This is a genomic window from Synechococcus sp. N26, assembly GCF_900473975.1.
In the GTDB taxonomy this organism is placed as follows: Bacteria; Cyanobacteriota; Cyanobacteriia; order PCC-6307; family Cyanobiaceae; genus Parasynechococcus.
In genome coordinates, this window is sequence record NZ_UCNM01000009.1 from 24,270 (window position 1) to 41,030 (window position 16,761).

At 59.2% G+C, this 16,761-nt stretch carries 23 protein-coding genes; 17 read left to right on the forward strand and 6 right to left on the reverse strand.

Annotated elements, in window-relative coordinates; all coding sequences use genetic code 11:
• Positions 1-549 precede the first annotated feature (549 nt).
• The gene (locus DXY33_RS06840; RefSeq protein ID WP_115132294.1) at positions 550-1,326 is read right to left on the reverse strand and encodes a hypothetical protein; all 777 of its coding nucleotides are present in this window, start codon (positions 1,324-1,326) and stop codon (positions 550-552) included.
• 215 nt (positions 1,327-1,541) lie between these two features.
• On the opposite strand from DXY33_RS06840, the gene DXY33_RS06845 reads away from it, so the two are divergent.
• The gene (locus DXY33_RS06845) at positions 1,542-1,781 is read left to right on the forward strand and encodes a hypothetical protein (protein ID WP_114987387.1); all 240 of its coding nucleotides are present in this window, start codon (positions 1,542-1,544) and stop codon (positions 1,779-1,781) included.
• Here DXY33_RS06845 and DXY33_RS06850 read toward each other — a convergent pair whose 3' ends face one another.
• The gene (locus tag DXY33_RS06850; RefSeq protein ID WP_244275917.1) at positions 1,782-2,222 is read right to left on the reverse strand and encodes a hypothetical protein; all 441 of its coding nucleotides are present in this window, start codon (positions 2,220-2,222) and stop codon (positions 1,782-1,784) included.
• A gap of 119 nt (positions 2,223-2,341) precedes the next feature.
• Here DXY33_RS06850 and DXY33_RS06855 point away from each other — a divergent pair, with 119 nt between their 5' ends.
• The 12 genes from DXY33_RS06855 (at position 2,342) to DXY33_RS06905 (ending at position 11,056) form a co-directional block, all read left to right on the forward strand.
• Complete coding sequence (locus DXY33_RS06855; RefSeq protein WP_115132296.1) at positions 2,342-2,998, forward strand: TVP38/TMEM64 family protein; 657 nt, start codon at positions 2,342-2,344, stop codon at positions 2,996-2,998.
• Positions 2,999-3,107: 109 nt separating this feature from the next.
• The gene (locus DXY33_RS06860; protein WP_115132297.1) at positions 3,108-3,533 is read left to right on the forward strand and encodes a hypothetical protein; all 426 of its coding nucleotides are present in this window, start codon (positions 3,108-3,110) and stop codon (positions 3,531-3,533) included.
• On the forward strand, positions 3,530-4,105 hold the full coding sequence (locus tag DXY33_RS06865) for a phycobilisome polypeptide (protein WP_115132298.1): 576 nt from the start codon (positions 3,530-3,532) through the stop codon (positions 4,103-4,105). The genes DXY33_RS06860 and DXY33_RS06865 overlap by 4 nt, the downstream gene beginning before the upstream one ends.
• Positions 4,106-4,176: 71 nt before the next feature.
• A complete protein-coding gene (locus DXY33_RS06870) occupies positions 4,177-4,935 on the forward strand; it encodes a phycobilisome rod-core linker polypeptide (RefSeq protein WP_115010521.1) in 759 nt (252 codons plus the stop codon).
• Positions 4,936-4,940: 5 nt separating this feature from the next.
• Positions 4,941-5,636 carry a pentapeptide repeat-containing protein gene (locus DXY33_RS06875; protein ID WP_244275919.1) on the forward strand — a complete coding sequence of 232 codons (696 nt, stop codon included), beginning with the start codon at positions 4,941-4,943 and terminating at the stop codon, positions 5,634-5,636.
• A 150-nt stretch (positions 5,637-5,786) separates the two neighbouring features.
• The gene (locus DXY33_RS06880; RefSeq protein ID WP_114987441.1) at positions 5,787-6,671 is read left to right on the forward strand and encodes a phycobilisome linker polypeptide; all 885 of its coding nucleotides are present in this window, start codon (positions 5,787-5,789) and stop codon (positions 6,669-6,671) included.
• A gap of 115 nt (positions 6,672-6,786) precedes the next feature.
• Positions 6,787-8,433, forward strand: a complete 1,647-nt coding sequence (locus DXY33_RS06885) for a phycobilisome rod-core linker polypeptide (RefSeq protein ID WP_115132299.1) — start codon at positions 6,787-6,789, stop codon at positions 8,431-8,433.
• 104 nt (positions 8,434-8,537) lie between these two features.
• A complete protein-coding gene (locus DXY33_RS06890) occupies positions 8,538-9,269 on the forward strand; it encodes a phycobilisome rod-core linker polypeptide (RefSeq protein ID WP_115132300.1) in 732 nt (243 codons plus the stop codon).
• A 121-nt stretch (positions 9,270-9,390) separates the two neighbouring features.
• Positions 9,391-9,561, forward strand: a complete 171-nt coding sequence (locus DXY33_RS12305) for a hypothetical protein (RefSeq protein ID WP_170950981.1) — start codon at positions 9,391-9,393, stop codon at positions 9,559-9,561.
• Complete coding sequence (locus DXY33_RS06895) at positions 9,558-10,094, forward strand: phycobiliprotein lyase (RefSeq protein WP_115132301.1); 537 nt, start codon at positions 9,558-9,560, stop codon at positions 10,092-10,094. Before DXY33_RS12305 ends, DXY33_RS06895 begins: the two co-directional genes overlap by 4 nt.
• Before the next feature lie 10 nt (positions 10,095-10,104).
• The gene (locus DXY33_RS06900; RefSeq protein ID WP_115132302.1) at positions 10,105-10,719 is read left to right on the forward strand and encodes a chromophore lyase CpcT/CpeT; all 615 of its coding nucleotides are present in this window, start codon (positions 10,105-10,107) and stop codon (positions 10,717-10,719) included.
• Between the two features lie 28 nt (positions 10,720-10,747).
• On the forward strand, positions 10,748-11,056 hold the full coding sequence (locus DXY33_RS06905) for a CpeR family transcriptional regulator (protein ID WP_115132303.1): 309 nt from the start codon (positions 10,748-10,750) through the stop codon (positions 11,054-11,056).
• Positions 11,057-11,061: 5 nt separating this feature from the next.
• On the opposite strand, the gene DXY33_RS06910 is transcribed toward DXY33_RS06905, so the two are convergent.
• Both DXY33_RS06910 and DXY33_RS06915 read right to left on the reverse strand, forming a co-directional pair.
• Positions 11,062-11,649, reverse strand: coding sequence for a Nif11-like leader peptide family natural product precursor (locus DXY33_RS06910; protein ID WP_115132389.1), 588 nt, complete (start codon positions 11,647-11,649; stop codon positions 11,062-11,064).
• Between the two features lie 2 nt (positions 11,650-11,651).
• Entirely contained in the window at positions 11,652-11,957 is a 306-nt protein-coding gene (locus DXY33_RS06915; protein WP_115132304.1) for a hypothetical protein, read from the reverse strand.
• A 75-nt stretch (positions 11,958-12,032) separates the two neighbouring features.
• Here DXY33_RS06915 and DXY33_RS06920 point away from each other — a divergent pair, with 75 nt between their 5' ends.
• From DXY33_RS06920 to mpeA, 3 genes are all read left to right on the forward strand, one after another.
• Positions 12,033-13,226: a HEAT repeat domain-containing protein gene (locus DXY33_RS06920; RefSeq protein WP_115132305.1), complete on the forward strand. Its 1,194-nt coding sequence runs from the start codon at positions 12,033-12,035 to the stop codon at positions 13,224-13,226.
• Between the two features lie 152 nt (positions 13,227-13,378).
• On the forward strand, positions 13,379-13,924 hold the full coding sequence (locus tag DXY33_RS06925; RefSeq protein WP_115132306.1) for a bleomycin hydrolase: 546 nt from the start codon (positions 13,379-13,381) through the stop codon (positions 13,922-13,924).
• Between the two features lie 39 nt (positions 13,925-13,963).
• The gene (gene mpeA, locus DXY33_RS06930; protein WP_043695066.1) at positions 13,964-14,461 is read left to right on the forward strand and encodes a class 2 C-phycoerythrin subunit alpha; all 498 of its coding nucleotides are present in this window, start codon (positions 13,964-13,966) and stop codon (positions 14,459-14,461) included.
• 68 nt (positions 14,462-14,529) lie between these two features.
• Here mpeA and DXY33_RS06935 read toward each other — a convergent pair whose 3' ends face one another.
• On the reverse strand, positions 14,530-15,828 hold the full coding sequence (locus tag DXY33_RS06935; protein WP_115132307.1) for a HEAT repeat domain-containing protein: 1,299 nt from the start codon (positions 15,826-15,828) through the stop codon (positions 14,530-14,532).
• A gap of 137 nt (positions 15,829-15,965) precedes the next feature.
• Between DXY33_RS06935 and DXY33_RS06940 the strand changes: the two genes are divergently transcribed.
• Entirely contained in the window at positions 15,966-16,253 is a 288-nt protein-coding gene (locus DXY33_RS06940) for a M15 family metallopeptidase (protein ID WP_136975437.1), read from the forward strand.
• A 2-nt stretch (positions 16,254-16,255) separates the two neighbouring features.
• Here DXY33_RS06940 and DXY33_RS06945 read toward each other — a convergent pair whose 3' ends face one another.
• Positions 16,256-16,690 carry a DUF2656 family protein gene (locus DXY33_RS06945; protein ID WP_115132309.1) on the reverse strand — a complete coding sequence of 145 codons (435 nt, stop codon included), beginning with the start codon at positions 16,688-16,690 and terminating at the stop codon, positions 16,256-16,258.
• Positions 16,691-16,761: the final 71 nt, after the last annotated feature.

Sequence of the window (16,761 nt, forward strand, 5' to 3'; positions counted from 1 at the left end):
TGCTCAGATAGACGAATTATCAGACCTAATCCAACTCCTTCAGATCTCTTAAATTCAACAATGGGCGTGATCCAATATCTCTTATGAATGCACTTCCTCTGGAGGCAGTACAGGACCCAAAATTAAGCAGAAAGAACTGTCATATCCATCCCAAAGATTAGATCCATAAGTAAATCTCCCTTTATCTTCATTTACTTGCTTTTCCTGTCTCAGCAGATACTCTTCCGTGAAATCAGAGGGACTTTTATGTCTGGAGGATCAGGGTTTAACCCCTCACCTGAACAACTCCAAGCGATTATCGACACTGGAATCTGGTGGAATCACAAGGTCCAAGAACTCAGAGACGCTGAGCGGTTCGAGGATGCGTACGCTCTTCTTCAGGAGTTTGATGTAATTACATCTCGATCACTGGAAGGCAGTGATTAAAAAAGCGCCTACGGCAGATATCGGCGGTGCTTAATCACCAAAGCGTCTGCCCGTAGATCTCCATGGACCTATCGAAGATCCTTCTTGTAGTGCGATCCAAATACCTCTTGTGAATGCCTTTCATCACTTTCCCTTGGTCTTGTTTGCGTAGGCCTCCTGGATCAGTTCCTCCATCAGGTCATCTGGTTTGATCCTCTTCTGACGCACGCTCTTCTTGATCGCAGGAAACTCAGGGCAGGACAGAGCGGGGAAATCTGCCTTCGCCTCTTTGAACAGGTTGCGGATAAGGGTCTTGTATTGCCTTCTGGTCTCTTCTCCTGAATTGCCCTTCGCTTCACAGTTCTCCCTGACGAGACGGAAGAACTCCAAAAAGTCGTTGCTCGTGATCGCCTGAATGCTTTTGACCGTCGCCCAAGGTTGAACGCCTATGCCTGTGGTCCCGTTCCAAAGGTTCCTCTTGTCGCTCAACCAGCGGTTTTGGTTATTCCGTGGTTCCAGTTCCGCCTTGGCATACCAACGCTCCCAATAGACCGACAGAGCGTGTTGCTTCTCCACTTCCCGCACTTGGGACTGTGAAAGAAGGTCCTGCCACTTCTTTTGAGAGGCAGCGACCGCGACCTTTGCTGCTTCCCAAGGGTCAGTGGTGCCGCAAGTCCCCTCTATATAGATGCGCTTTCCCTGCCCCCGATTGGTTTTGCCAGCAAACGGACGAGGGTCATCTGCTTTCTCCGGCAGGAAGCGCCACTGGAGGTTCTTGGTCTTTCTGCTGTTCGCGCTGGGTTTCTGACGGACGACCGATAGAGAGGTGTGGGGGATATTCCCTTTGCCCCCCAGGTCGCGCACCACGTTGAGGGTGTGAAGGGTGCCGTCGATCCATTCCTGCGGCAGCGACCGTCCCATAGAGTTCCCCTACCGAAACACCTTCCAGGAGTGGTTCGGACCTACCGCAAATCATCCCAATGGTATGGGAGCGGTATGGGAGCAGCAAGCAAAAACGCCCATACAGGGCATTTTCAGTATCGCTGCTATACAGATTGAGCGTTTTAAGGGGCGAATTGTCGCAACGCCCCCAGTTCAAATCTGGGTCCTGGCATCACATCGATGCCAAAACTGCCGTGTCATTCATCTCTCCAGATGCAGGCACAGATCGCGTTTTCGACAACGCTGACAGTTTTGCAATGGTGTTTGACCGCACCTGGAAGCAACTGCGAAGCAGCAACAAGGCTGAACTCAGCCAGGAGGAGCATCTCGAAGCAGTGCTCGAGGCGATGGCTGATCATCCCTTTCTGATCAGTTCCCCAGACATGGCACGCCAGGTGGCTGCCTTCCGGATCAGGTTGCTGGAACTGGCCTGATCAGGCGGAGAGCAGATCGATCTGGGGATCATCCACATATTCCGTGTCATCGCTGAGGGTCTCATCACTGAAGGCCTCGTCCTCGACTCGGTCGTCATCCATCTCCCCCCCCATCTCCATTTCAGGAGCTTCTGGGCTGTCGTGATCGTGCTCTGCTGAAGCCTCGTCGGCGTGGGAATCAGCGTGAAGCTCCACCACCTCGCCTGGGCTCAGACGATCCCGAAGCATCCGCACCTTTTCTTCGCTGGCCAGGAGCAGTTCGCCGGCGTCATCACTGACCGCGACGATCTCCGCATCTTCCAGCTGCTGGCCCTCAACGGCGACCAACCGCGCCTCCAGCTCCATCAAGCGGTCCGCCAGCGTTTCCACCACCTCACTGAGACTGAGCAGATGGGTGCACAGCTGTTGCTCGAACGCGGTGCGCGGGGAGGTGGTGGTCACCGGGCTGGCCTCGTGTTGAGAAATTTCGCTGATGGTATCGATGCTGAGCTTCGTGTCCACGGCTCTGGTAGAAGCCACGACTGGCCTACATTCCCCAGGGCTTTCGAGCGGTTGAAGAGATGTCCAGGCTGAAGACGGGGCTGAAGGTCAGCGCCTGGATCGCCATCTTCATTGTTGCCGTCGTTTATCTGCAGCGATACGGCATCGCACCGCTGCAAAGCGCCGTGAATGACATGGGCATCTGGGCCCCACTCGGCCTGTTCCTGCTGCGGGGGGTGAGCATCATCCTGCCGGCGCTGCCCAGTTCGGTGTATTCCCTTCTGGCCGGCTCGCTTCTTGGCTTCAAAGCGGGCTACCTCACGATCATCCTTTCGGACCTGGTGTTCTGCAGCGCGGCCTTCTTCATTGCCCGCCGCTGGGGACGCGGACCGGTGAGCCGTCTGGTGGGGGCCAGCGCGATGAAACGCATCGATGGCTTCAGCAAGAACCAGCTGGCGGGCAACTTCTTCTTGATGACAGGCCTGCTGATGACCGGGCTGTTTGATTTCCTCAGCTATGCCATCGGGATCAGCCGCACCCACTGGCGTCTATTCGCTCCGGCACTGCTGATCAGCGTGCTGATCAGCGATTCGATCCTCGTGGCCGTCGGAGCAGGCGCCGCTCAGGGCGCCAGCCTCACCTTGGGCTTGGCTCTACTGGCCATGTTTGCTCTGGCCACCATCACCGGCTTGCTGAAAAAGAAATCCTCAGAGGCACCCTCCAACACCCACTCCTGACAGGAGCCCTGGGGGATGACAGCCGATCCATGTCGATTCCCACGAACCGCTGACTGGGTCGAGGAAATTCCTGGACACTGGTTACATTCGAGTTGATCGGCGTTTCTCGATGAGCGCACTGGCAGATCCGAGAATTGCCACCCTGCAGAACCAGGCCGGCAGCAGCGGTGAGCTGGATCTACCGGTCGGAGACGGTTGTTTTCGGATCAACCTCCGCGATGAAAACATCGCGCTCTGGCAGGAGACATTTGATCAACACACCACGGCGGCCAACCTTCTGCTGGCTTGCGAAGAAAGCAATGGAGACCTCAAGGACACCCGCCTGACCTGGGTGGTGGGATCTGCCATCCGCACAGCGACGGCATCAAGCCCAGACGCCGTCGGCTGGCTGTTAACGCAGTTGGGGGTACCAACTGAACTCACGGAAGCAGCCATCAGCCGTTGTCCTGGCCTGGGGGACGACCTGGTGTGGGCTTTTTACCTGGAACGCCACGGCTGGCTGATTGCCACACCGGTGGCCAGCGTTAACCCTTGAACCTTCAAAACACCGACTTCAAAACCCTGGTGCAGACCGCCCAGGTTCAAGGGCTGAGCCTCAACCAAGATTTGCCGCAGGCCACACGCCGCATTCTTGAGCGTGCTGATCAAGCCCAACGCCAGCTCACGAGTGAGGAGCTGACGACGATCTGCCAGGCCTCCGGCATTGATCAGTCGCTCCCCAGCAGCCTGATCCAACGATCGGATCACCTGGTGAACCAGGCCCGGGCACAGCTGCTTGCAACCCAACCGCATCTGGTGCAACTGGGCGGAGCTCTTCACCCGCAGGACAGGGCAGAGGCCTGCTGGCGGGACTGCTGGAACTTTCTACGCGTGGTCATCTACGCGGTGGCCTGCAACCAGAGCTGCTTTACAAACCCGAGCGGCATGGCCGCCCTGAGAGAGCTGTACAGACGAATGAACGTGCCCATCGAGGGGATGAACATCGCCCTCATTCAGCTCAAAAAGCGTGCGCTGGAAGGGGTCTCGCGATCGAACGACCGACAGCTGATCAGCGACTGCTTCCAACACCTGAGAGATCAGCTCAACAAAACTGCAGTTAAGAGCTGATAAGCGGCTGGCCTGAAAACAGTTTCTTCAAGGGAAGATTCCGGCAAGTATTTCTACTCACGGCGCACGCCATGGCCATCCCGCTCCTTGGGTACCCGCTCAGCACGCAGAACGGTCGGGTGAGCAATCTCGCCGGAGACAACAGCACCGTTCAGAGCCAGCTCTATCCCTCCTCTGCTGCAGGTGACGACACCAACCGCAGCGACATGGATGCCGTGATCGAACAGGCCTACCGCCAGGTCTTCTTCCATGCGATGCGCAGTGATCGCGAACCATTCCTGGAATCACAACTCCGCAGCGGCAACATCACGGTGCGGGATTTCATCCGAGGCCTGCTGCTCTCGGAACGCTTCCAGCAGGGCTACTACCAGTGCAGCTCCAACTACCGGATGGTGGATCAGGTGGTGGGACGGGTGCTCGGCCGCCCGACCCATGGCGACGCCGAACGCCGCGCCTGGTCGATCGTGATCGGCGAAAAGGGCTTCACAGCCTTTGTCGACGCAGTGCTCGACAGCCCTGAATACATGGAGAGCTTCGGCTACGACCTGGTTCCTCAGCAACGCTCGCGGGTGTTGCCGGGTCGATCCCTGGGCGAGACCCCGATCTACCAGCAATTCCCTCGCTACGGGGCCGACTGGCGCGATGCCTTGCAGGATCGAGCTCCCAGCGACCAGGCCGCTCAGATGCAGCAGCTGGAGATGTCATCGGCCTGGGTCAATGGCCAACCTCCTGCCTTCGCCCTCAAGCTCTGGCTGGGCCTGGCGGTTGTCGGCGGATTCGAGCTGGGCCGTGTGGTCCTTACCATCGCCTTCTCGATGCTTCGCAGCTGACTTCCTTGACGGCGCTTTCCAACCCCCTGAATCTGGACACCTGGCAGCCGCCGGAACAGACCCTGGCCTCAGGGTCACTGGATGGCTCGGTTGATGCTCGGGGGGCCGATTGGAGGGGGGTGACTGTTGGAAAGGGCGACCTGCGTGGCGCCAATCTCTGTCGCGCTGATCTGAGGGGAGCCGACCTCTCCAGCTGCCAGCTGGAAGGAGCCGACCTGCGCCTGGCGCGCTACGACGCCAGCACCCGCGTACCGGAAGGCTTTGATCTGCTCAGCAGCGGGGCGGTCGGCCCCAAAGCAAGGCTGAGTGGTGTGTTCTTGAACAGCACCGATCTGCGCGGCATGGATCTGCGCGGCGCCGTGCTGATGGGGGCCTATCTCAGCGGGGCTGACCTGAGTGGTGCCCTGCTCGACAACGTTCGACTGGTGGGATCGGATCTTCGTCACGCGATCCTTAGGGGTGCCATGTGCCGGGGGACCCGCTTTGGCACGTGCCAGCTGGACTTTGCCGACTTTCGCGGCGCCGACCTCTCCGAAGCAGGGCTGGAGAGTGCGGAATCGATCAAAGGAGCCGATTTCTCCCTCACCAAAGGGCTCAATGGGCAGCGAGATGCGCTCTTGGCCCGCCCCTTCGAAGAACTCGACTGCTGGAATCCCCTGACGCGGAGCACCACACGCGACAGCCTCGAATCCTTGTCGTGAGAAGGATTACCCCGATCCACCACCCGAAAACCGGGGACCAAATCGTCATGTCACGCAACATTCGGACACATTTGATTGAGCTTTATAAAGAACCCGCTCCAGGCCACCACTTCTGAATGACCATGGCGTGACGCACACGTCAGGTTGTCCATGCCCTTCGGTCCTGCCTCTCTGCTCGGGGTCGAGCGTTTCTCGCAAGAGAGCGAAGCTCCTCTGGAACTTATCCCTGGTGATGACGACGCCAAGAAGGAACAAATCATCCGCGCCGTTTACAAGCAGGTGCTGGGCAATGCCTATGTGATGGAGAGCGAGCGTCAGCTCGTGGCTGAGTCCCAGTTCAAGCTGGGCGAAATCAGCGTGAGAGAGCTGGTGCGCCGCATCGCCAAGAGCGAGCTGTACCGCGATCGCTTCTTCGACGCCTGCTCTCGCTACCGCTACATCGAGCTGGCCTTCCGTCACCTGCTGGGACGCGCACCCGTGGACTTCGATGAGATGCGTGCTCACGCCGAACGGCTCGACAGCCATGGCTATGAAGCCGACATCGACAGCTTCATCGACAGCGCCGACTACCAGGACACCTACGGCGAGTGGACCGTTCCCTTCCAGCGGGGCTGGAAGACTGAATCCTGCACCACCCTGCAGGAGTTCACCTGGAGCTTCCAGCTGCTGCGTGGCAACAGCAGCAGCAGCCTGAAAGGCGATCTTTCTGGGATCAGCAGCAAGCTCGGCGGCAACGCCTACCAGAACCGCCCGATGGCGGTGGTGCCCCCCTCCTCCACCGAAGCCACCGGCTGGAGCTTCCGTCCCTCCAAGAACCTGCAGGACGCCCCCACCCGCCATGGCGTGGGTGCCGGCGAACAGGGCAAGACCTACCGGGTGGAAGTCACCGGCTACAGCGCCAACAACGTGCGCCGGATCTCCCGCTACACCCGCTCCAACCGGGTGTACTTCGTGCCCTTCGACAAGCTCTCCGAGCAGTTCAAGCGCATCCATGCCGAAGGCGGCAAGATCGCCAGCATCACGCCTGTGAACTGAGTTCTCTCACTAATCAGATAGGCGGCTGCCCGGGCGTTCGCGCATGACCCCGCACTGCCGCCTCTGATCCGAACTCACTAAGCAACACCTTTCCTCCCCTCACCCGCCTCCCACCATGTCTGCCTCACAAGGCTTCGGCGCCGCCTCCCTCAACGATGCTCCCGTCTCCTTCAGCCGGACTCGCAACGCATCCGCAAAAGCAGCCCTGAGCAACGGCGAATTCCTGCGCCAATCCTGCGCTTCGATGAAGATCGCCATCGGGCCCCGCAATCATGAGGATTGCCCCCATGGCGTCACAGCGCAGCGCTACGCACCGGACGACTCCGCCGCCCTGGCCACTGCCATCAGTGCCGCCTACCGCCAGGTGTTTGGCAACGCTCATGTGATGGACAACGAGCGTTCGGCTGAGCTGGAAGCCCGCTACGGCAATGGTGAACTCACCACCCGCGATTTCGTTCGCGGCCTGGCCAAAACCTCCTTCTACAAAGCCCGCTTTTTCGAAGGTGTTGCCCCTCAGCGCGGCATCGAACTGAACCTGAAGCACCTGCTGGGCCGTCCTCCCTTGGATCAGGCTGAGATGTCGGCGCACATCTCACTGCTGGCCAGCGCTGGCCACGACGCCGTGATCGATTTCATCGTCGATGGCGCTGAATACGCCGAGGTGTTTGGTGACGATGTGGTGCCTTACACCCGCTCCTTCACGTCCGCCGCTGGCATCCCCAACAACAGCTTCGCCCGCATGGCGACGCTCGAGCGAGGCTTCGCCATCAGCGACAACGCCATCGGCAGCAGCAGCCAACTCGCCAATGCGTTGGCTCGGAACACCACGGCTTACATCCAGCTGCCTTCCGGAGCCAGCTTCACCGGCGGCGCCCAATCCAGTGGCCTGGGCACTACGGCTCAATTCGCTGCCAAGAAGCGCGCCAGCAGCGATGGTGGAGATTCCACCCCGATCCGCAACGATGCCTACGTCGGTTTCGGCCTGGGACAGCGGGAGCAGGAAGTGTTCCAACGCTGCCCGGGCGACAGCGCCGATCAGATCAATGGTCTGATTCGCGCCACCTACCGCCAGGTGATGGGCAACCCCCACCTGATGGAGTCGGAGCGAGCAATGACTGCTGAAAGCCGATACGCCGAGGGCTATCTCAGCACAAGAGAACTGGTGCGGGCGATCGCTCTCTCCCCTGAGTACAGCCGCCGTTTCTTCGAAACCAACGCCCCTTACCGCTTCGTTGAGCTCAACTTCAAGCACTTCCTGGGCCGGGCACCCAAGTCTCAGGCCGAGCTGAGTGAGCACATCCAGATCCTGGCCAACGACGGCTACGAGGCAGAGATCAACAGCTACCTCGACAGCGCTGAGTACCAGAACACCTTCGGTGAAGACACGGTGCCCTACATGCGCATCCTCAGCGAAGAAGGTCGGGCACAGGTGGCCTTCAACCGTCACCTCTCGCTGGCTGAAGGTTTTGCAGCCAGCGATGCCGTTCTCAACAGCGCATCCCTGGTGACCTCCATGGCCACCAACTCCGTCCCCAGTGGCTGGAGAACCACCACGAGCCGGACCAACCGGAACGGTGCTGTGGCCGGATCTCCCTCTGCAACCACGAAGCGTTTCCGCATCGTGGTGCAGGCTCAGCCCCGCGGCGGACGCCAGCGCACGCCGAATGCGAGCTACCTCGTCTCCGGCAAGGACATGAGCAGCCAGATGAAGTACATCCACGCCCGCGGCGGTCGGATCGTCTCCATCACCGAAGTGATGTGATCACGCGGGTCATCGCGACCCGCTTCACACCACCCCCCTCCCTCAAGGGGCCCCATCAGCCTCACTTCGATGCCGGCCCCTTTCGACGCACCTCCCCTCAACCCATGACCACTGCCACCCTGGCCACACCCGCCAACCAAGATCGCAGCCACGCTGAAGACATCATCCGTGCCGTGTACCGGCAGGTCTTCGGCAACCGCCACCTGATGGAGCTGGACGTTCAGCCCTCCATCGAAGCTCTCTTCATCAACGGCGACCTCACTGTTCAGGGTCTGGTCACAGCACTGGCGCAGTCGGAGAGCTACCGGCGGCTGTTCCTTGAGACGAACAACCCCTATCGCTTCGTTGAACTGAACTTCAAGCACCTGCTTGGTCGTCCTCCCCGGGATCAGGCTGAAATCAGTGAGCACGTGCGTCGCCTGGCCGACGAAGGTTTCGAAGCCGAAATCGCGAGCTACACCTACAGCGACGAGTATCTGAACAATTTCGGGATCGACTCGGTTCCCTACGCCCGTACCCAAACGAGCGTCGACGGCGAAAGCACCGTGGCCTACCAGCGCAACCAGGCCATGGATCCTGGCTTCGCTGGGTTCGATGCCGATCAAGGCTCTGTGCTGCAGGTGAGCCTGGCCTCCAACTCGAATCCCACGGCAGCGGGCACCAGAAAAGTGGTGGGCGGCGGCAACCGCTTCACCATCCTCTGGACCTCCCGGGTTCAACTGGGTGCCGTGCGTCGCTCTGCCCAGCGTTCGGTGGTGAGCTACGCCTCCCTGTCCCGCACCATTCAGAGCATCCAGGCTCAGGGCGGGAACATTCTTTCTATTGCGAACGCTTAATCCTTGTGCTGATCCGGCCCTTGCGGCCGGATCAGTCCGTCATGATTGGGGCCTGAAACGTCTGGACCCAATCGGTGAATCCAGGGAGATTTCATCTCCTGAAACCGCCAGCCTTTGAATCATGCCCATCCTTCGTCAACCCACCAACAGCCAGCCGGGATCGAATCAGGGCTTTCAGTCTTCTGTCTCCTCCGTTCCTGTTGCCATGTCGATGATGATCGACTCCATGGTGAACATGGTGCAGAACAGCCGTCCTGATCTGAAGGCTGAGACCGACTCCAGCACCAAATGAACATCGAGCAATTTGTTGCTCAAAGCGAGGGAACGTGGCGATCAATGCGATCCGGCCACTCCCTCGCTTTTCAGCAATTTGAAGAAGTCCTCAGTGAAGTTCAAATATCACGGATTGAATCTTCCGATCAAGAGATCAACAACCTGATTCAATCGTCGAGCCTGAGTGAAGGTTCAAAGGTTTCGGCACCGTTTCGAATGACCTGGGCTGCCGAAAGCGATTGGGAACCTGATGATCCAAATGAGGTGTCATCCGGCTCATGCCTGATTGTGCCCATTCCAAGCGATGACAGCAAAGGCTTTCTGCTTCGGAGTGTTGGCTATGCAGAAGCAGCTCCAGCGGAATCCAGCTACAGCTTTCTCAGCGACGGAACCTTTCTGCTCACCACCCAATACGAGCAATCCATCGCCGAAGAACGCATCTGGTTTGTCTCGGAACATGTTCGCTGCCGCTCTTCCGTGCTCCGCACATCGGCTGGATCAGGTGTGTTGCAAACGTCCTTTGCTTCTGAAGTGCGGCGCCTGAGCAGCTGATCCCACACCAATGTCAGACAACAACGAAGCTCTGCTTCTCTTCGCCAAAACTCTCGCAGGGCACTACAGCAATCTCCAACAGTCTCAGGAGAATCCCAAGGATTTCGCTCACATCAATATCTTTTTTCGCCCGCTTCCCTGGGATGTTCTGAAAGCACCAGGATTTTATTCAGAGCAAAGTTATGACCATGATCCTTGGCGGCCCTATCGGCAAGGCATTCATCGATTGCTGCCGGCCGAGGGTGAGACGTTCATCGTTGAGAACTACGGATTCGCTGATCCCATCCGGTTGGCTGGCGCAGGCCAACGCCCTGAACTCCTCAACAGCCTCAAGCCTGAGTCTCTGAAGCCACGTTGTGGCTGTGGGATGCACTTTCGCGAGGTTGAATCCGGTCGATACCTGGGTGAAGTGGAACCTGGCAAGAACTGCATGGTTCCCCGGGATGGCCGGCTGACGTATTTGGTGAGCGAAGTGGATGTCAACGCCACAGACTGGATCAGTCGCGATCGAGGCTTTGACCCCGACACGGATGAGCAGCGCTGGGGCTCCGAACATGGGCCGCTGCGGTTCAAACGTGTGGCTCACCTCGGGAACGAGCTGGACCAGAACTGGCTCCAGTGGTGAGCAACCTCCTCGTCTGAGCGGCTAGACGATGTCTGCAATTGAGGCCGAGAAACAACTGAAAACCTGGATCCGGTCGCAGCATCTGATTTGCGAAGGAACCGATTTCATCTTTGAAACGGTGGATCAAACCCACCTCGAAAAATTCGAGCGTTGCATTGAAGCCATCGGTGGACGGGTGCGAAAAATTGCAGCTGCCGGCAACTGGCCGATGGGGCCAAGGCGCACCTTCAAAATCCTGCGTGCCATAGCAGCAGTTCCCAGACCCGGTGGTGAGTCACTTGTGACCTATTGGGCCAAACGCGGCACCACACGCACCCGCTATGCGGAGATCAGCTGAAGCTATCAATCATCAAACCAGCCAAACCAGGTGGGTTTGCTGAAGTCAGACACCTGACTCCAACTGCGCAACAGCGTGAGCGAATCAATGGCAAAACCCTGAGCTTGGGCCAAGCCAATCACCTCATCTTGGTTCCGTGCTGATTTCACCTGGTCCTTAAGATCAGGCCGTGTTTTCACCAGCTGGATAAACGACGCCAAAGCCGCATCTTTCTCTGCATCCGTCAGGCTGGCTGCCGGGGCGCTAACCGGCTGGGCAACGGACTGATCACGGGTTACTGCAAAATCTGCAGGGCCAAGCATTCCCTCGGATTCAGCACCATCCATCAACAGCGCACGCCAGCGGGACAATTGACGAAACGCCCAGCTCCAATGGGCTGGATCGGCCCGGTGAACGGAAGCCAGATCGGCATCGGAGGTCTGCAACCAGTCCATGGCCAGATATCTTCCCCATTCCGCCAAGGTGATCGCGTAGCCGCGGATGTTGGCGTAGGCAACGATGTCGTAATGGGAGCCAAGCGTCTTGATTCCCGTGGCTAGCCCGTGATCATCCGCAATTGCCTGGACGAAACGCTCAAGTTCAGAGTTAGCCATCATCAACACTCCTGAATCCAGAGGGCAAAATTAACCTTTTCACAGATCATCTGCAGCACCAAAGGACCTCCAGGGCACTGAAGAATTCGCCAGGGCACCTTTGATTCTGTTACGCCCGAATCCACCAGAATCTTGGGGGGACGCGTCGCCTGCTCAAGCGGGATAATTGAGGCAGCCAAAGGGCTTTCGGCCTGCTTCAACAATCCATTGAGATCATCAAGCGAGGCAATTTTATTCAACGCCGATCCGGATTGATGCAATTCAACAAATCGACGGATTTCTTGAGCTGCGCTTTCGGCAACGGCCATTCGGCTTAAGCTTTTGCTGGACGGGATCATAAGCCAAATGAACCATCCTCAGGTTTTTCAAATTTTTGATCGGCAATGAGCGAACGCTTCGACACTCTTTTCGCCGGAATGAGTGAAGAGACGGCGATGGAAACGTTGCTCAAGCCGCCCGCCGAGCTCAAGAATCCTGGCCTAAAATATCTCGCCGCAACCCGTCTTGGCGCCTGCCAATCACCCGAGTCCCTTCAGAGACTCCTGGCAGCCGGAGCCAACGATTCCGACGACCTCTACGAACGCATCACCCGGCGCAAGGCCCTCGAAGCCCTGGGCCGACGCAAAGACCGCTCAGCACTTCCCGTTCTTCTTGCTGCCCTACAGGCCGATGACGAACCCACCGTCGTCAATGCGGCTGATGCCATCGCCCGGCTGGGTACACCCCTAAATAAGGAGGAGCAAACGGCACTTGTGCAAGCGCTTCAGGGCCCCGACAACCAACGCCGGGCGGTGCTTCAGGCCTTCTGCCGCTTGGGCATGAACGATGCCAGCGGCCAGATCGATCATTGCCGCAACGACAGCAATCCCCTGGTGGCGGGAGCGGCCCATGCCTATGCCGTTCGGGTGCTGGGCGACCAGCAAGGCCTTCATCCGCTTATGGAGCAGCTCCGGGATGACAACCCCGGGCGACGACGAGCCGCCGTGATCGATCTGGGCGATGCGGGCCGAATCGAAGCCCTGGCGGCGTTGATCCGTTGCCCGGTCTCGATGCCCCTGCGCGCCAAGAGTGCATTTCAGATGGCCACCAGCCAAGCGGGCGCCATTGATCCTGATGCGACAGATCTGTTGAAAGAGCTGCTTCAGGACGATCCAAGGCAGCTGAATCTGGACGGCATTCCCGAAACCGCTGCCGATCCCAAAGCCATCAAGGAGGGACTGCAGCATCGGGACGAAGCCCGCCAGTACGCCGCCGCTAAAGCTCTGATGGCGATGCCCAGGGCAGCGCAACTGGATCAGATCGATGCACTGCGCTCCAGCCTCGGCAGCGACTACGGCGTCCATTACCTGCTGGCGAGCTGCACCGGGCTGCTGGAGCTGCATGAACGCAGCGACCTTGTGCGAGAGGCACTGGCGGAAACAGCACCGCAATACGCGAAGTCCCGAATCGCGGGCGCCTGGAGCTGCCTGCGGCTGAAGCTGCGGGATCAAACATCACTGCTTGAAGAGGTTGGCCGCAGCCATCCCTGGCAGCCGCTGCAGTGGAGCTGCCGTGAAGTGACACTTCTTCTCTCTTAAATCGAAGCCACTTCGCACTTCCGTTTTTCTTTCTTTTTTGCAGTGCAAATTTGTATTGAGAAGCCTGAAGCAATTGCCCCCATGACTCGGCGGGCGGCGTACGGTCCCGGGGTGATGCATCGCATCTACCCCCCTCTCCTAAGCATTTGATTATGCTCGACGCATTCTCTAGGCAGGCTGTTTCCGCTGATTCCAGCGGCAGCTTCATCGGTGGCGCTCAGCTGAACGACCTGAAGGCTTTCATCGCCGCAGGCAACAAGCGTCTGGACGCCGTGAACGCCATCACCGCTAACGCTTCCTGCGTGGTGTCCGACTCCGTTGCAGGCATCTGCTGCGAGAACACCGGCCTGACCGCCCCCAACGGTGGTGTGTACACCAACCGCAAGATGGCTGCTTGCCTGCGTGATGCTGAGATCATCATGCGCTACGTCTCCTATGCCCTGCTGGCTGGTGACGCTTCCGTGCTGCAGGACCGCTGCCTGAACGGTCTGCGCGAGACCTATGCCGCTCTGGGCGTTCCTTCCGGTTCCGCTTCCCGCGCTGTGGCCATCATGAAGGCCTCCGCCTGTGCGCACATCACCAACACCAACAACACCACTGGTGAGAAGCGCAAGATGCCTGTGACCGAGGGCGACTGCAACGCACTCTCCGCTGAGGCTGCTTCCTACTTCGACATGGTGATCAGCGCCATCAGCTGAACCGCCTGAGATTTTCAAGCACAACCTTCTTTTAAATCAATGAAGTCCGTTCTCACCACCGTCATCGGCGCCGCAGACAGCGGCTCCCGTTTCCCCACCAGCTCCGACCTGGAGTCTGTGCAGGGTTCCCTGCAGCGTGCAGCCGCCCGTCTCGAGGCTGCTGAGAAAATCGCTCAGAACTACGACGCCATCGCTCAGCGCGCTGTCGACGCCGTCTACACCCAGTACCCCAACGGTGCCACCGGCCGTCAGCCCCGCCAGTGCGCCACCGAAGGCAAGGAGAAGTGCAAGCGCGACTTCGTCCACTACCTGCGTCTGATCAACTACTCCCTGGTTGTTGGCGGCACCGGCCCTCTGGACGAACTGGCCATCAACGGTCAGCGTGAGGTCTACAAGGCCCTCAGCATCGACCCCGGCACCTACGTTGCTGGTTTCACCCAAATGCGTAACGACGGCTGCGCTCCTCGTGACCTGAGCCCCCAGGCTCTGACCGAGTACAACGCTGCTCTGGACTACGTGATCAACTCCCTCGCCTGATTCTCAGCCGAGAGATTCGATTCGAACTCCATTGCAGGGGGCGGTTCATCCGCCCCCTTTTTTCATGCTCAACCAGCGGTGGCGTTGCAGGCGGCTCGCGCACGCATCGCCACGAAGGGCTCAGGGTCATCCAGGGCCGACGCCAACTGCGCGGGAGATGCCACCATCGCAGCGGCATAGCGGGCTTCCCAGAACGGCGTGGCGTGCGGATCAAGCCATGACGCCACCGTTGTGTCTGGATCCTTCAGGAGCTTCAAACCGGCCATGGCTAACACAGCTGCCGGCTTGGATTTCATGAATTGCGGCCGGCGTGTGGTGATGGCCTCCGCAAGGATGGATTCGATCAGGCTGAGGGCCTCATCAGGCCAGGGACCGATCCTTGAAAACAGGCGGATGAAAAAGTAATGCGCCCCATAGTCGTTGTGGGCCTCGGCATTCCATCGCTGCTCCAGAGCCGGCCAGAGCTGCTCCGCTGAATGGTTCTGCAAGGTCTGGAGTGCGAGGTAACTACGACTGAAATCCGTGCCGAAGAATTCCTGAATCAGGAAATCGGCTGAGGGCGGCTGGTCGTAGGCGTGCACCAGTTCCAAGGCTTCCGGTCGATCGACGATCAAGCCATCAAGCAGGTCGATCAGATCAAGACCATCGTTCTGCAGCCGACTCTCAGGCCAGAGCGCACGCAACGCCCGCATCCGAAACACCGGCGAAACAGGTGCGCGCATGATCTGAGGCAGAAGCTCCGTTGCTCCGGCATTGATCGCGTCCTGAATCGCCGACTGGCGATCCATCTGATTGGGCAACAACGTCTGCTCGCCAAGAACAGAGACGTGGTCTCGGCTGCCACCCAGACGGATGCTGGCACTGATGGCCGCACCGCGGACCCCCGGCTGGTCCGAGGTTTGGAAGCTCGCAATCAACGGCTCCGCTTCGGAGACGTTCAACGCGGCAAGGCTCTGAATCAACACCCGTTGGTTCTGGGCTGGGTCTGACAACAGCTGCTGCAACGCCTCATGAACGGCGGCGTCTTGGCAGTTCAGCTGCTGAAGCGCAAAAGCAGAGTTCTCAACCAGATAGGGGTCGTCGCTGTTGAGGCAGTTGGCGATGGCAGCCATGGCCTCCTGACAGCCCAGCCGTCCCAACACTTCCACAGCCTTCCGCCGGGCCAATTTGCGTGGTTGCGCTTGCTCCGCATCCATCACCAAGGCGATCAACGCCGTTTCCGTTTCACGGCCCGGAAAGTTGATCAGATGGGCCGCCGCCATGTAGGGATCACTCTGTGACTCCAGCTCCTCGAGCGGAGTGCTCAGCAGGCGGATCGCATCGCCTTGGGACAGCCCCGGATGGATGTTGTCAAAAGCTCCGGTCAAGGCAGCACGCTCTTGGGGGGTTAATTCTGCAGGACCCCACAGGCCGCAGGGCGTGGATCTGCTCTCGTAAGGAAGATTGCGAAAGGCTCGAAAATCCCGGCAGCTGCGGCATCTTCAACGCAGTCACATCGCCTGCCATGGGACCCACCCTCGCCACATCAATTGCTGTACGAACAGGGATTGAGCCCGGTTCACGCCCTTGGACGGCACGCTCAGTGCGGGTGCCGTTTGCACAGCTCTGCCGCAGCATGCAGTCGATGCACAACCGTGGCCTTGCGATTGATTTAGTAGCGTTCTCCTACGGCTCCGCTGAAGCCAGCGCACCGGCCCCAGCAGCCGCACCCGTGGCCGCCGTTACAGAAGAGGCTCCCAAAGCTGCTGCCAAGAAGCCAGCCAAACGTGGCGGACGTCGCAAGCGCGGCTGAACTCAAGCCGGGCGATCAATCACCTGGAAGATGCCATCGGCCGGCCGGCCGGCCGTGAGTCCACTCCAATTGATCGCCTGCAGAAACCCGTCTGGATCGCGGGTTTCCACCACATCCACACCCCAGCCGCCCTGCTGAAGCGGGGCGCCGGGCGTTCCCTCGGAATCCTTACGACCACCAAGAGCCATGACGGCATGGTCGGTGGAATGCCCCTGATCAGCGCGGATCTTGCGCCAGGCCTGACTGATCTCTTCAGCCAACTGTGCTGGAGTCGCCGTTGACTCGAGGCTGATCTTCCAATGCGGGTGGCTGAGCGCTTCCGACGCTGTCACCGAATCGCACTGCTCCGCCAACGCCTTGGCCAGGGCATCAAAGGCAAGAGGAGGCACGGCGGAATCCTGGATCTGCAGGTTGTGGGAAAGGACGAATCGGGTCACAACAAACAGTGCAATCCGGTGACCTTAGCGATGGGAGAAACGGATAATGAATGGCTGCTTCAGCCTTGCCG